We start from the raw sequence: 14,360 nt of genomic DNA on the forward strand, positions 1-14,360 counted from the left end.
ACACGGTCCTGCAAAGAGACAAGCCATGGACCGCATCACTTAATGGTTGCTCATGGTGAGGTGCGAGTTCTTCACGAGCCTCGAACCACGAGGGCGTGGCACAACCGCCCCTACCTTCCCAGCCACCTCACCATCGCCGCCACCACCGCCCTCGGATTCTCCATCGTCGGCAAATGCGCACTGTCGGCAAACCGCACCAGTTCCGCACCCGCAATCCCGGCCGCCATCTCCTCGGCCAGTTCCGGCGGCGTCATCTTGTCCATCTCGCCCACGCCCACCAGCACCGGCACCTTGATCGCGCCAAGGCCCGGCCGCGAATCCACGCGCCCCATGATCGCCACCTGCTGCCGGACATAGGCCGCCTGGCCCACGCGCTCGGACATGGCCTGCACGTCCCTCGCCACCTCGGTTCCCATATGCTGCGGCGCGATCAGGCTCCCCAGCAATCCGCGCGACACGCCGATGAACTTGCCCTGCCCCACCATCTCGATACCCTTGCGCCGCGTCTCCCGGCGCGCTTCGTCATCGGCCCGCGCCGAGGTATCGAGCAGCGCCAGATGCGTCACCCGCTCGGGCGCCTGCCGCATGATCTCCAGCGCCACATAGCCGCCCATGGAGAGCCCGGCCAGCGCGAATCGGGCCGGCGCCGCGGCCAGCGCGCGCGCCGCCATGGCTGCGATCGAGTCGTCCTGCGTCAGGTCGGCCACCGAGCATCGCGCGGTGAGCCCAGTTATCACGTCGCGCCACAGCCGCGCGTCGCAGATCAGCCCCGGCAACAGCACCAGCTCGCTTGTCATTCTCATCTCCCGGCGGCAAAATCATCGAGCGCGACTGTTTCGCCCGGCACGCCCGAGGGCAAGGCCGCACCGGCCAAATCCGCGGTTTTTCTCATCGGCACAGTGGACAAGCCTACGGCGCTGGGCTATAGAGCGGCCCACGGTGACTGGCTCTGCTGGTCGGCGACGGTGTTTTTTGGCTCCGGCGCTCTCATCCAAACCCACATGTCTAAGCTTCGAAAGGGCGGTTGACCTTTGCAAGTAGTCGTTCGCGATAACAATGTTGACCAGGCGCTGCGCGCGCTCAAGAAAAAGCTGCAGCGCGAAGGCGTCTTCCGCGAGATGAAGCTGCGCAATTACTACGAGAAGCCCTCTGAGAAGAAGGCTCGCCAGAAGGCCGAGGCCGTTCGTCGCGCCCGCAAGCTGGCTCGCAAGCGCGCCCAGCGCGAAGGCGGCCTGCCCGCTCCGACGCCGACCGCGCGTCCCGGCCAGCCCGGTCGTCCTGCAGCCGCTACTCCGCGCACCTGAGCGCCGGCTGCCATCAGTTTCGAAAACGCCGTCCTTCGGGGCGGCGTTTTTGTTTAGCTTATAGGCTCAGTGGATTCACGCGAGCCAAGCGTCAATGCTAACAGTCTGCTAACCAATTTCGTCAGTCCGCCATGGCCCGCTCGAAGAACGGCTCGGCATGGCTCCAGATCCCGCGATCCCACAGATCGCTATGCCCGGCCCCCGGTTCGATCCACAATTCATCCTTGTTGGGCACGAGCTGGTAGAGCCGTTCACCATTGCTGACATCGATGGTCACATCGCCAGTGCCATGCGCCACCAGCACCGGCTCGCTCACATCGACGATCCATTCATTCACCGGAAACTGGTCCTGCATCACCAGCCCCACCGGCAGGAAAGGATAGCGTTCCCACGCCACTGTCACCGCGGACAGGAACGGCGTTTCGAGCAGCAGCGCCTCGGCATCGCGCACGCTGGCGACATAGGTGCTCGGCCCCGAACCCAGCGAGCGGCCCCAGATCACCAGCGGAAAGCCCTTGGCCGCCGCCCAGTCGAACATGGTGGTGGCGTCGTCCAGGATGCCCTGCTGGCTGATCACCCCCGGCGAGGCGGGAAAGCCGCGATAGTCGAAGGCCACGAAGCCATAGCCATCGGCCACGAACTGCTCGTAGCGCTCATGTTCCTTGGTGAAACTGCCCGAATTGCCCTTGTAGTAGACGATGACAGGTTTGCCGGCGCGCGGCGCCTGATACCAACCATTGACCACCCCATCGCCCGACGGCACGGCAATATCCTCGGCCCCGCTCAACGCCGTGTCGGCCAGAGCGGTCACCTCGCCCTGCGCATCATATTGCAGCGCGCGCTGGTTGAAATACATGTAGCCGACCGCCCCGGCATAGGCGAAGGCCACGAGGACGACAAGGGCAAGCAGAACACGACGCAGGAGCTTCACGGGACTGACCTCGGCAGGGGATTCGAGGTGAGACTACACCACATCTCCATCCGCCGCGTCATTCCCGCGAAAGCGGGAATGATGGCGTGGGTAATGAAACCGATCAGAGCTCCCCGATCGTCTGCGCCAGCGCCCGTTCGAACACCTCGTCCGGCTGCGCGCCGGACAGCGCATATTTCTCGCCGAACACGAAGAACGGCACGCCGCGAATACCCTGCGCTGCCGCATCGTTGGCCAGCTGTTCGGTAATCGCCAACTCGTTCTCGTCGTTCATCGCATCGATGGCGTCGCCGCGGTCGAACCCGAACTCGGCCGCGATATCGGCCAGCACGTTGTCGTCGTTGATCTGGCGGTGTTCGAGGAAATAGGCATTGGCGATGGCATTGGCCAACTCGTGCTGGATGCCCAGGGGCTTGGCCAGCCGGGTAATCGTATGCGCCTTCTTGGTCGGGAACATGCGCGGCTGCCGGCTGAGATCGAGCTCCACCCCGGCCTTCCTGGCCTCGCCCTCGACGCGAGCCCACATCTCGCTGGGCTCCTTGCCATATTTTTCGCGCAGCATGTCGGCCACCACAACGCCTTCGGCAGGCGTATTGGGATCGAGATAGAAGGGATGGTTTTCCACCACCACCTCCACGTCATCGGGCAGCTCGGCGAGAGCCTTATCGAGCCGCGCCGACCCCACCAGGCACCACGGGCACACGACATCGGTGAACACGTCGATCTTGAGCAATTTGGTCATGCCAAAGTCCTTGGGCAATTGTCTTGCCCCTGACATGGCGTGGAAACGCCCGGCCCGCAAGGACGCACGTCGAGGTAACTAGGGCATGTCTCCCAAAAGTGGCTCCGGTTTTGGGACAAAGACATGCCGAAAACGAAAGCCTAAAGCGCGTCGTGCTTTAGGCCCCGCCCTGGCTGTTGGTTACCGCAAAGGGCGGCGACCAGCCAGCGGCAAAGCTCAGGCCGACAAAGGCGCTGAACCCCATCCAGGCCATGCCCGGCGCCATTACCATCGCCGCCTTGGGATAGACCGTGCCGGCCCGCGCCATGGCGCCCAGCCCGACCACGAGCAGGGCAAGCGCCACAAGGCTCAGCAGCAGGGAATCGAGCGGCGCCACCACGAAGGGGAAGGCGATCGTCCCGGCCATTAGCGCCACGATCCACCAGCCGGCGCGCCGTCCGGCATCGCCGCGCCCCGCCACCATCCAGCGCGCCGCGCCAAACAGCGGCAAGGCGCCCAGATGCAGCGCCGCACCCACCCAGCCCGGCAGGCTGAGCGGCGAAAAGAACAGCGGCAGCATGCCATTGATCTCGGCCACGCCATTGGCGATGACGAATACGGCCAGCGGCAGCGCGGCGCTCAGCACCAGGCCGAGCCCATCGTGCCGATCCACGTCGAAAACCGAAAAAGCAGATTTTGAAACCGCCGAAATGGTCGCCATTTTCTGGCTCCCGTTCTTGTCATTGCCTGCCAGAGCAACAGCGCAAACGGCAAAAGGGTTCCGTTTACGTCAACAAGCGGGACGCTGTGCTTTGCCGCCGCCTTGCGCTAGAACCGACCAAAAATGGAGCCCGTCATGCCCATAATGCCCGATCTGGCCGCCCGAATCGAAGCCCTGGAAACCCGTATCGCCTTCCAGGATCAGACCATCGAAGAGCTGAACACCACCATCACTGCGCAATGGCGCCAGATCGACCTGCTGACCCGCAAGCTCGACACGGTCGAAGAACAGGTGCGCTCAGGCGTCCATATCGCCGACCCGGCGACGGAACCACCGCCACCGCATTATTGAGCGGATACCCCACCAAAACAAAGGCCCGCCGAAGCGGGCCTTTCCATTCTCCAGCCTCAGTGCCCGAGCGCCTTGACGATATCCTCGGTCATCTTCTTGGCGTCGCCAAACAGCATCATCGTATTGTCCCGGTAGAACAACTCGTTCTGCACACCCGCATAGCCGGCCGCCATGCCGCGCTTGATGAACAGCACCGTGCCGGCGTCTTCGACGTTCAGCACCGGCATGCCGTAGATCGGCGAGGTCTTGTCGGTCTTGGCCGAGGGGTTGGTCACGTCGTTGGCGCCGATGACGAAGGCCACGTCGGACTGGGCGAATTCGGAATTGATATCCTCCAGCTCGAACACTTCGTCATAGGGCACATTGGCCTCGGCCAAGAGCACGTTCATATGCCCCGGCATGCGGCCGGCCACCGGATGGATGGCGTATTTGACCGTTACGCCTTCCTTCTTCAGCAGGTCGGCCATTTCGCGCAAAGCGTGCTGCGCCTGTGCCACAGCCATGCCATAGCCCGGCACGATGATGACCTTGCCGGCATTCTTCATCAGGAACGCCGCGTCTTCGGCTGCACCCTGCTTGACCGGACGGTCGTCTTCCGCCGCGGCGCTCGAAGCACCGCTGTCGCCGCCGAACCCACCCAGGATCACCGAGATGAAGCTACGATTCATCGCCTTGCACATGATGTAGCTCAGGATCGCGCCCGAGCTGCCCACCAATGCGCCGGTGATGATCAGCGCCGTATTGCCCAGCGTGAAGCCGATGCCCGCCGCCGCCCAGCCCGAATAGGAGTTGAGCATGGACACCACGACCGGCATGTCCGCGCCGCCGATCGGGATGATCATCAGCCCGCCCAGCACGAGGGCCAGGATGGTGATGGCCCAGAACAACCAAGGCTCTGCGGACGTGGTGAAGGCCCAGACCAGCAGCACGATGGCCACGCCCATCACGATATGGATGGCATGGCGCGCCGGCAATATGATCGGCTTGCCGCTCATATTGCCGTTGAGCTTGGCAAAGGCGATGACCGAACCGGTGAAGGTGAAGGCGCCGATGGCCACGCCGATCGACATTTCGACCAGCGCCTGCGCATGGATATCGCCCGGAATGCCGATGCCGAAAGCTTCCGGCGCATAGAGCGCCGCTGCCGCCACGAATACGGCCGCAAGGCCCACCAGTGAGTGGAACGCGGCCACCAACTGGGGCATGTCGGTCATCTTGACGGTACGGGCCATATAGGCGCCGATGCCGCCGCCAACGCCGATGCCGCCGACGATCAATGCCCAGCTGATCCAGTCGCTCGGCGCTGCCACGGCCAGAGTGGTGAGGATGGCGATGCCCATGCCCACCATGCCGAAGGTGTTGCCCCGGCGCGACGAGCTCGGGCTCGACAACCCGCGCAGTGCCAGGATGAACAGCACGCCCGAGACGAGATAGAGAAGGGCTGCAATATCTGCAGAAATCATCGGATCAACCCTTCTTCTTGTACATGGCCAGCATGCGCTGGGTGACGAGGAACCCGCCGAATATGTTGACGCTGGCAAAGACCAGCGCGATGAAGCCGAACACCTTGCTGACCCAGTTGGCATCGGCCGCCAGTTGCACGCCCACCGCGAGCAGTGCCCCCACCACGATCACCGAGGAGATCGCGTTGGTGACGCTCATCAGCGGGGTATGCAGCGCCGGGGTCACCGACCACACCACGAAATAGCCCACGAAGATCGCCAGCACGAAAATGGCGAGGCGGAAGGTGAAGGGGTCGATGGCGCCACCGATGGCCGCATGGGCCACCGCGCCGATCACATCGGCGGTCTGTTCTGCCGTTGCTTCCATTTACTTGGCTCCCTTGGGTGCTGCCGGCTTCTTGGCGGCGGGTTTCTTGGTGGCCGCCGGTTTTGGCGCCGCCGGCTTCCGGGCGGCAGGCGCCTTGGCAGCAGCAGGAACCGCAGCAGTGGCATCGATCACGGCAGCCGCCTTCCTGGTAGCGGCGCGCTTGGCCGGCGCCGCCGCTTCGGCAGCGGCAGGAACAGACTGCGCCACGCCCGGAGCGGCCTCCTTCGTCGCGTCGGCCATGGCCGCCACCACGGGCTTTTTGGCCGCCGGCTTCTTGGCAGGCGCTGCCTTGGTACTGGCGCCGGTCTTGGCCGGAGCAGCCTTGGCTTCGACAGTCTTGGCCTGTGCCTTGGGCGCGGCCTTGGCCGCCGCGGCCGGCTTAGCTTCTGCCGGAGCAGGCGCCGCAAAGTTCGGATGCACCACCTTGCCGTCGCGCGTCAGCACCGTCGCCTTGACCAGTTCGTCATCCCAGTTGATGGCGAGCCTCTTTTCCTTGGCATCGATCAGGGTGGTGAGGAAGGCCAGCAGGTTACGCGCATAGAGCTGGCTGGCCGTGGTCGGGATGCGGCCCTGCATATTGGTATAGCCGATGATCTTGACGCCGTTATGCTCGACGACCTTGCCCGGCACCGTCAGCTCGACATTGCCGCCGCGCTCGGCCGCCAGGTCGACGATCACCGAACCCGGCGCCATAGATTCGACCATCGCCTTGGTGATCAGCCGCGGCGCCGGGCGCCCCGGGATCAGCGCGGTGGTGATAACGATATCCTGCTTGGCGATATGGGTAGCGGTTAGTTCGGCCTGCTTGGCCTGGTATGCCGCGCTCATCTGCTTGGCATAGCCGCCGGCGGTTTCCGCCTGCTTGAATTCCTCGTCCTCGACGGCAATGAACTTGCCGCCCAGTGACTCGACCTGCTCCTTGGCCGCCGGCCGCACGTCGGTCGCCGATACCACGGCACCAAGGCGCTTGGCGGTGGCGATGGCCTGCAAGCCCGCTACGCCGGCACCCATCACGAACGCCTTTGCCGGCCGCACCGTGCCGGCCGCCGTCATCATCATCGGCAGCGCACGGTCGAATTCGGCCGCCGCTTCGACGACGCCCTGGTAGCCGGCGAGATTGGCCTGCGAGGAGAGGATATCCATCACCTGCGCGCGGGTGATGCGCGGCATGAACTCCATGGAAACCGCGGTGACGCCCGCCTTGGCGAGGGCCGCCACATCCTTGTCATTGCCGTAGGGATCGAGCGCGCCGATCACCAGCGCGCCCTTGGCCACGCCACCCAGCGAGGCCGCGGTGGGGCGGCGAACCGTCAGCACCACATCGGCGCCCTTGAGCGTCGCATCGGCGCTGGCCGCGATGGTCGCGCCAGCCGCCGTATAGTCCTTGTCGAGAATACGCGAGCCGAGGCCCGCGCCTTTTTCCACCGCAACGCTGGCACCCAGCGCAATCAGCTTGCCCACCGTTTCCGGGGTCGCCGCAACGCGGTTCTCTCCCTCGAAGCGTTCGCGGACGATCGCAATTTTCATGAAAGTCTCCTGCCCGCCTGCCCGACGGACAGGCTCGATTCAAGTGCCTGAATGCGTGTTTGCGTCAGGGTTTGACGAGGAAGTAGAGGATGATGGCGGTCACCGCCAGGCCGATGATCGACCATTTGATAGCGGTGAGGAAGCCATTGTAGGTGGCTTCGTGCTGGGCGTAGTCCATCGGCGATTCCAACTGCAGCTCGGCGTGGTGTTCGGGGCGGTGCTTAGTGGCCATATCGTCCTCTTCAGTCCAGTTATCTCAAAGTCTTATCGCCGAAAGTCGACTTAAGGCGAAGTCGCTTCCAGCTCGTCGATCAGCCCTTCGATCATCGACAGGCCCAGCGACCAGAATTGCGGGTCCTTGGCGTCCAGCCCGAAGGGCGCCAGCAACTCGGAATGGTGCTTGCTCCCCCCGGCCTTGAGCAGCTCGAAATAGCGCTCCGCAAAGCCCTCGCTGGACTTCTCATACTGTGCGTAGAGCGAGTTCACAAGGCAATCGCCGAAGGCATAGGCATAGACATAGAAAGGCGAATGGATGAAGTGGGGAATGTAGGCCCAGAAGATGTCGTAGCCCTCATTGGCGATGATGGCATCGCCCAGGGATTCCTTCTGCACATCGAGCCAGATCCGGTTGATTTCCTCGGTCCTGAGCTCCCCCTGCCGGCGCGCCGTATGGACCCGGCGTTCGAACGTATAGAAGGCGATCTGCCGCACCACCGTATTGAGCATGTCTTCCACCTTGGAAGACAGCAGTGCAAAGCGCTGCCTGGGGTCGGTGGTGGTGTTGAGCAGGTGCCGGAAGGTCAGCATTTCCCCGAACACGCTCGCCGTCTCGGCCAGTGTCAGCGGCGTATTGCTGAGGATCGGGCCCTGGTCCGCCGCCAGCCGCTGATGCACGCCATGGCCCAGCTCATGCGCCAGCGTCATGATATCGCGCGAACGCCCGAGATAGTTGAGCATGAGATAGGGATGCGCACTCGGCACCGTCGGATGGGCAAAGGCGCCCGATAGCTTGCCGTCTCCGGTGGGCGCATCGATCCAGCCCGAATTGAAGAACGGCGCGGCGACCTCCGCCAGCTTGGGCGAGAACTTGCCATAGGCCTCCATCACCGTCGAGACTGCTGTATCCCAGTCCCAGGTCCGCTCGTCGCTGGTCGGCAGCGGTGCATTGCGGTCCCAGGCATTGAGCCGGTCCTTGCCGAACCACTTGGCCTTCATCTTGTAGTAGCGGTGGCTGAGCCGCGGGTAGGCGTCCTCGACCGCCTTTTGCAGCGCATCGACCACCTCGCGCTCCACCGAATTGGCCATATGCCTGGAATCGGCAATATCTTCATAGCCGCGCCAGCGGTCCGAGATTTCCTTGTCCTTGGCCAGGACATTGGTGATGTGCGTGAACAGGCGGCTATTGGCCGCCAGCGTCTTGCCCAGCGCCTTGAACGCGCTTTCGCGCTTCTTCTCGTCCTTTTCGCTGAGCAGGTGCAGCGTCGATTCCATGTTGAGCGTCTCGCCATCCACCTCGAATTGCAGGCTCGACAGCGTCTCGTCGAACAGCCGGTTCCACGCCGAATAGGCGGTGACCGACTTGTCGTGGAACAGTTCCTCCAGCTTGTCGTCGAGCTGGTATGGCTTGGCCTTGCGCAGTTCGGCAAACCAGGTGCGATAGCGCGCCAGCTCGGCATCCCTGGCGAAGGCGGCTTCGAGGTCTTCATCCTCGATCCGGTTCAGCTCCAGCTCGAAGAACAATACCTTGGTCGAGAGGTTGGTCAGCGCCTCATTGGTATCGCCCATGAACTTGGCGCGGTCCGGATCGGTCGATTTCTGCGCATATTGCAGGAATGCGAACGAACCGATGCGGCCGCTGAGATCGCCCAGCTTTTCGCTGTCCTTGATCGCCTCGACCAGTTGCCCGGCCTTGGTCAGCGCCACCAGCTTGCCCTTGTAGTCGGCCTCGAATTTGCTCGCCAGCGCCTTGGCTTCCTCCAGCCCCGCTTTGAATTGGGGGCTGTCCTTGCCGGGATAAAGGTCCGAAAGATCCCATACCGGGAGCGCCCCGAATTCGTTGTGGCCCTTCTGTGCGGCGGCGGTCATGGCATGTCTCCGGCTGGTCAAGTGCGGCGGACCTTAGCCAGACAGGATCGCCCTGTGAAGGACGATCCTCTCATTTCGTCAGTCCAGCAGACCGGCTGCGGCCGAGGTTTCGACCACGGTCGAAGGATCGCCATCCACTGCCACTTCGATCAGTGGCACCAGCCGGTCCAGCATGTAGTTGAGGCTCAATGGCGTCGCGAAGGAGAACGCGCCCGAAAGCAGGAAGTCCGCCACCACTTCGCGGCCCTGCGCGGCCGCGTCCAGATGGTCGCGCATGGGCATGCCGGCGATTCTCGCCGGGTCGCCCGCGCCGACGATCCACACCACCAGGTCGGTATCCAGCAGCGCCATCTGTTCTTCCGATAGTGGCACCCAGAACGCGTCGGGCTCGCCCGTCGCATCGATCGCAGCCGGCGTCTTGAAACCGAGCTGGCCGAGAATTTGTGCCCGCGTGTCGATAGAGTGATAGACGCCGAACTCGGTGACATTGAACGCCACCGCCGCTTCCATCCCGGCCCAGTCGGGATGGCTGGCCGCCACATCGGTAAAGCGCTGTTCCAGTGCCGAAACAATGGCATCGGCTCTGTCTGCCTCCCCGACAATGCGGCCAACAGTACGCGCCCGCACGGCCCAGGGCGTGCTGTAGTCGGTATATTGCGCTTCCGCCGCTATGGTCGGCGCGATCTTGGACAGTTCGACATACTGCTCCTCGGTCATCCCCGAACCGATGCCCTCGATGACGTCGGGTTCCAGCGCCGCAATCTGTTCATAGGAGATATCCTTGAACAGCACCGGCTGGCCGTCGCCCAGCACTTCCTGCGCCCATGGCCAGGCAGCATAGGGGAAATCGCCGTACCAGTCGCGCGTTCCGACCGGCTTCACGCCCAACGCCAGGTAATGATCCTGCCCGCTGAATGTGAGGGTGACGACCCGTTCCGGTCTGGTTTCCAGCGTGGTTGAGCCGAAACGGTGCTCGAAGACCTGCGGAAACTCCTGGGCAAACACGCTGCCCACGCCCCCCAGCATGGCGATCAGCACGGTCATACCGCGAAGCAATGACATCGAATTCTCCATCAACAGCGGCGCTGCCCTCCAGCCCGCTGTCGATGCCGATATCTAATATGACACAGATTATCAAGTTATATCGACGCCAAATCGCCGGGAGACCGCGCTGTCCGGCGCGGCCTCCCCTAAACCTGTCGCCGGCCTATTGCGTCGCCGACGCCTCCACGGCCGGCGCCTGGTCGGCTGCCGGGGCAGCGTTTGCCAGCCGTCCATTGCCCATCATCACCAGCCCGCCGACCAGCAGCGCCCCGATGATCCACAATGCCCCCGCCAGCAGCGAAAAGCCCTCCATGAATTCCAGTCCCGTATAGGCGCGATGCTCCATAGGCAGGGTCCTCCTTTGCCCTCTGAAACCCAGACTCCTCCGCCCGGGTTCCCCATCCTACCGCTTCTTGCGGATTTCCCTATGATTAATCCCCCCTTAACACCCCCCGCGCATGCTCTTCCCAAAACGGCACACGATTCGATGCCGCACCAAAAAGACTGGAGCTGGGATGACGCGTGTTCTGGTAGTGGATGATGATCCGGTTCAGTTGCGCCTCACGGCCGAGGTTGCCAACCGCGCCGGTTTCAAGCCGCTGACCGCCACCGGTGGCGAACAGGCGCTCTCCATCCTGCGCGAGGATCGCAATATCGGCGCCATGATCCTCGATCTGGTCATGCCCGATCTCGACGGTATGGGCGTGATGGACGCCATGCGCCGCGAGGGCCTCACCACCCCGGTCATCATCCAGACCGCCAATGCCTCGCTCGAAACCGTCATCTCGGCCATGCGCAACGGCGCCGCCGACTATTTCGTCAAGCCCGTCGCGCCCGAACGTCTCATCATCTCCCTGCGCAATGCCATGAAGCTCGATGCGCTCGAAGCCGCTATCCGCTCCGAACGCGCCCGCAAGGCCGGCACATTCGCCGTCAGCGACATGATCGCCAAGGCCCCCGCCATGGCCCGCGTGCTGGCGCTATGCGGCAAAGCCGGCAAATCGACCATTCCGGTGCTGATCGAAGGCGAGACCGGGGTCGGCAAGGAGCTGATCGCCCGCATCATCCAGGGCTCAGGCGATCGCGCCGGCAAGCCCTTCGTCACCGTCAATTGCGGCGCCATCCCGCCCAATCTCGTCGAATCCGTCCTCTTCGGGCACAAGAAGGGTGCCTTTACCGGCGCCGTGGCCGACCAGCCGGGCAAATTCGCCGAGGCCCATAACGGCACCCTGTTCCTCGACGAGGTCGGCGAACTACCGCTCGACACCCAGGTAAAGCTCCTCCGCGCCCTGCAGGAAGGCGAGATCGAGCCCGTCGGTGCGTCGAAACCCGAACGCGTCAATGTCCGCGTCATCTCCGCCACCAATCGCCGCCTGCTCAACCTGGCCAAGACGGGCGAATTCCGCGAGGACCTCTACTACCGCCTCAATGTCTTCCCCATCTACGTGCCGCCTTTGCGCGAGCGCATGGAAGACGTGGCCGAACTGGTCGCCATGTTCATCGCCCGCTTCTCGGCCGAAGCCGGCAAGCGCGTGCTCGGGATATCGCCCGCCGCCCTGGATCTGCTGATGGCCTATGATTGGCCCGGCAATGTCCGCCAGCTTGAAAACGCCGTCTATCGCGCCATCGTCCTGACCGACGGCGCCTTCCTCGAATCGGTGGATTTCCCGCAGATCGTCGCCCAGTCGGCCGGTCGCGACAGCGCCATCCGGGCCATCGAGCAGGTTCCGGTGCCATCCGCACCCACCCATATCGACACCGCCCCGGCCCGCCAGCGCGCTGCCACGGAGCAACCTTCGGCACCGGACCGCTTCCTCGACACATCCGGGGAAGTGGCCGCCCTCGCCGAGATCGAGCGCGCCGCCATCGTCTTCGCCATCGCCCATCATGGCGGCCGCATGTCGCGCGTCGCCAGGGCGCTGAAGATCGGCCGCTCCACGCTCTACCGCAAGCTGCACGAATATGGCCTCGCCGAAGAGCTGATCAACGACGCCGCCTGATCGGCATTCATGACGAATCGGCTACTCTCCCCTTCCGGGGGTAGGAGCCTTTCATGACAGCGTTGATCGAGGCACGGGGCGTTTCCAAGCGCTTCCGGCAACACAAGCGGTTTCCTGGTCTCCTGGGCGCCTTCAAGACGTTGGTGACCTCCGAATATACCGAAGTCACCGCCGTCTCCGATATCAGCTTCGACATCGCCGCCGGCGAGGCGGTAGGGTATCTCGGCCCCAATGGTGCCGGCAAATCCACCATGATCAAGATGATGACCGGTATCCTGGTGCCGTCAGCCGGCACACTTTCTGTGCTCGGCCGCACGCCGCACGAGCAGCGCATGGCCAATGCCCGCCAGATCGGCGTCGTCTTCGGCCAGCGCAGCCAGCTCTGGTGGGATTTGCCTGTCATCGACAGCTTCACCCTGCATCAGCGCATCTACGACATTCCCCAGGCCCGCTACGCCGACAACCTCAAGCGGTTCAGCGCCCTGCTCGACCTGACGCCGTTCCTCGACCGCGCCGTGCGCCAGCTCAGCCTGGGCCAGCGCATGCGCGCCGAGATCGTCATGTCGCTGCTGCACGATCCCAAAATCCTGTTCCTCGACGAACCCACCATCGGCCTGGACGTTGTCGCCAAGGATGCGGTGCGCAAATTCCTCGCCGAGATCAACCGCGAGCGTGGTGTCACCATCATCCTCACCACCCATGACCTGCAGGATATCGAGACCATCTGTCCGCGCCTCATCATGGTCGATCACAGCCGGCTGATCTTCGACGGCGAACTGGGCCGCCTGCGCGCCGCGCTCGGCTCGGCCCGCCGGCTGACCCTCGAATTTTCCGCCGATCCGGGGCCCATGGCCCTGGATAGCGCTACGCTGACCGCCGACGAAGGCTTGCGCAAGCACTACCTGCTCGAGCGCGAGGACGTATCGCTGGTGCAAATCCTGGGCGAAGTCGGCAGCGATCGCGGCCTCAAGGATGTCGCCCTGCACGAGCCCGATATCGAGGAGGTCATCCGCACCTTCTACCAGCGGCGCAACGCCGCCCCGGTCGCGCCATGATGGCCTATGCCGCCTTCGCCCGCAGCGGCTTTCTCACCAGCCTGGCCTATCGCAACGAGGTCTGGGCCAACATCTTCGGCAAGCTGGTGCAGGTCTTTGCCCGCGTCGCCATCTGGCTGGCCGTCTATGCCGGCGTTACAGCGGTGGACGGTATCGGCATCAAGGATATGATCACCTATGCCCTGCTGGGCGGCGTGGTCATGGGGACCACGCGCTACGAGCGCATCGTCCATCAGGTGGGCAAGGCCCTCAAGACCGGCGATGTCGCCATATGGCTGCTCAAGCCGGTCCACTATCCGCTCTACCTGCTGGCGGTCGAGGCCGGCATGTCGCTCTACACCTTCCTGCTTGCCGTCGTGCCGACTATCATCGTCGTGGCGTCGGTTTACGGCATGCTGCCGCCGGCCAGCCTGTTCCACGGCGTCATGTTCCTTCCCTTCTGCCTGCTGGGCTTCACCATCCACTTCCTCTGCGCGGCCATATTCGGCGTGCTGGCCTTCTGGCTGATGACCATCTTTTCGCTGGAATGGCTGCTGCAGAGCCTGATCACCCTGCTGTCCGGCCTGCTGGTGCCATTCTGGTTCTTCCCCGAGCCGTTCGGCACAATTGCCAGCCACCAGCCGCTCGCCTGGCTGGTTTACTACCCGTCCGCGGTGTGGCTGGGCCAGCTGGATGTCGGCGGAACCCTGCTCCATTTCGGCCTCGGCCTGGCCTGGGCGGCCCTGCTCGCGCTGGCCCTGGCACTGCTCTGGCGGCGTGCGTCCTCCCGCATCACCGTGCAGGGAGGCTGA

16 protein-coding genes are annotated in these 14,360 nt (G+C 63.8%); 5 read left to right on the top strand and 11 right to left on the bottom strand.

The window, feature by feature from the left end:
• Window positions 1-110 precede the first annotated feature (110 nt).
• Window positions 111-797: an alpha/beta fold hydrolase gene (locus ASD04_RS13035; protein WP_156461245.1), complete on the bottom strand. Its 687-nt coding sequence runs from the start codon at window positions 795-797 to the stop codon at window positions 111-113.
• A gap of 234 nt (window positions 798-1,031) precedes the next feature.
• Here ASD04_RS13035 and rpsU point away from each other — a divergent pair, with 234 nt between their 5' ends.
• Entirely contained in the window at window positions 1,032-1,304 is a 273-nt protein-coding gene (gene rpsU, locus ASD04_RS13040) for a 30S ribosomal protein S21 (protein ID WP_056257641.1), read from the top strand.
• A gap of 121 nt (window positions 1,305-1,425) precedes the next feature.
• On the opposite strand, the gene ASD04_RS13045 is transcribed toward rpsU, so the two are convergent.
• From ASD04_RS13045 to ASD04_RS13055, 3 genes are all read right to left on the bottom strand, one after another.
• Window positions 1,426-2,235, bottom strand: coding sequence for an alpha/beta hydrolase (locus ASD04_RS13045; protein WP_056257644.1), 810 nt, complete (start codon window positions 2,233-2,235; stop codon window positions 1,426-1,428).
• A gap of 103 nt (window positions 2,236-2,338) precedes the next feature.
• A complete protein-coding gene (locus ASD04_RS13050; protein ID WP_162245132.1) occupies window positions 2,339-2,977 on the bottom strand; it encodes a DsbA family oxidoreductase in 639 nt (212 codons plus the stop codon).
• 157 nt (window positions 2,978-3,134) lie between these two features.
• Entirely contained in the window at window positions 3,135-3,677 is a 543-nt protein-coding gene (locus ASD04_RS13055; protein ID WP_056257645.1) for a hypothetical protein, read from the bottom strand.
• Window positions 3,678-3,812: 135 nt separating this feature from the next.
• Here ASD04_RS13055 and ASD04_RS13060 point away from each other — a divergent pair, with 135 nt between their 5' ends.
• Complete coding sequence (locus ASD04_RS13060; RefSeq protein WP_056257647.1) at window positions 3,813-4,028, top strand: SlyX family protein; 216 nt, start codon at window positions 3,813-3,815, stop codon at window positions 4,026-4,028.
• A 56-nt stretch (window positions 4,029-4,084) separates the two neighbouring features.
• Here ASD04_RS13060 and ASD04_RS13065 read toward each other — a convergent pair whose 3' ends face one another.
• From ASD04_RS13065 to ASD04_RS13090, 7 genes are all read right to left on the bottom strand, one after another.
• A complete protein-coding gene (locus tag ASD04_RS13065) occupies window positions 4,085-5,488 on the bottom strand; it encodes an NAD(P)(+) transhydrogenase (Re/Si-specific) subunit beta (RefSeq protein WP_056258429.1) in 1,404 nt (467 codons plus the stop codon).
• 7 nt (window positions 5,489-5,495) lie between these two features.
• Entirely contained in the window at window positions 5,496-5,858 is a 363-nt protein-coding gene (locus tag ASD04_RS13070; RefSeq protein WP_056235726.1) for a proton-translocating transhydrogenase family protein, read from the bottom strand.
• The gene (locus ASD04_RS13075) at window positions 5,859-7,385 is read right to left on the bottom strand and encodes a Re/Si-specific NAD(P)(+) transhydrogenase subunit alpha (RefSeq protein WP_056257650.1); all 1,527 of its coding nucleotides are present in this window, start codon (window positions 7,383-7,385) and stop codon (window positions 5,859-5,861) included.
• Window positions 7,386-7,449: 64 nt separating this feature from the next.
• Window positions 7,450-7,617, bottom strand: coding sequence for an aa3-type cytochrome c oxidase subunit IV (locus ASD04_RS19195; RefSeq protein WP_082531207.1), 168 nt, complete (start codon window positions 7,615-7,617; stop codon window positions 7,450-7,452).
• Between the two features lie 50 nt (window positions 7,618-7,667).
• Window positions 7,668-9,470, bottom strand: coding sequence for a M3 family oligoendopeptidase (locus ASD04_RS13080; RefSeq protein ID WP_056257653.1), 1,803 nt, complete (start codon window positions 9,468-9,470; stop codon window positions 7,668-7,670).
• Window positions 9,471-9,548: 78 nt separating this feature from the next.
• Window positions 9,549-10,532, bottom strand: a complete 984-nt coding sequence (locus ASD04_RS13085) for an ABC transporter substrate-binding protein (protein WP_162245133.1) — start codon at window positions 10,530-10,532, stop codon at window positions 9,549-9,551.
• A gap of 145 nt (window positions 10,533-10,677) precedes the next feature.
• Complete coding sequence (locus tag ASD04_RS13090; RefSeq protein WP_056257655.1) at window positions 10,678-10,860, bottom strand: hypothetical protein; 183 nt, start codon at window positions 10,858-10,860, stop codon at window positions 10,678-10,680.
• 169 nt (window positions 10,861-11,029) lie between these two features.
• On the opposite strand from ASD04_RS13090, the gene ASD04_RS13095 reads away from it, so the two are divergent.
• The 3 genes from ASD04_RS13095 to ASD04_RS13105 are packed head-to-tail and all read left to right on the top strand — an operon-like array spanning window position 11,030 to window position 14,360.
• Window positions 11,030-12,514: a sigma-54 dependent transcriptional regulator gene (locus ASD04_RS13095; protein ID WP_056257658.1), complete on the top strand. Its 1,485-nt coding sequence runs from the start codon at window positions 11,030-11,032 to the stop codon at window positions 12,512-12,514.
• Between the two features lie 53 nt (window positions 12,515-12,567).
• Window positions 12,568-13,569 (top strand): ATP-binding cassette domain-containing protein, encoded by a 1,002-nt coding sequence (locus ASD04_RS13100; RefSeq protein WP_056257660.1) that lies wholly within the window; start codon window positions 12,568-12,570, stop codon window positions 13,567-13,569.
• On the top strand, window positions 13,566-14,360 hold the full coding sequence (locus ASD04_RS13105; protein WP_056257663.1) for an ABC-2 family transporter protein: 795 nt from the start codon (window positions 13,566-13,568) through the stop codon (window positions 14,358-14,360). Before ASD04_RS13100 ends, ASD04_RS13105 begins: the two co-directional genes overlap by 4 nt.

The sequence above is a fragment of the Devosia sp. Root436 genome (assembly GCF_001426345.1).
GTDB lineage: Bacteria > Pseudomonadota > Alphaproteobacteria > Rhizobiales > Devosiaceae > Devosia.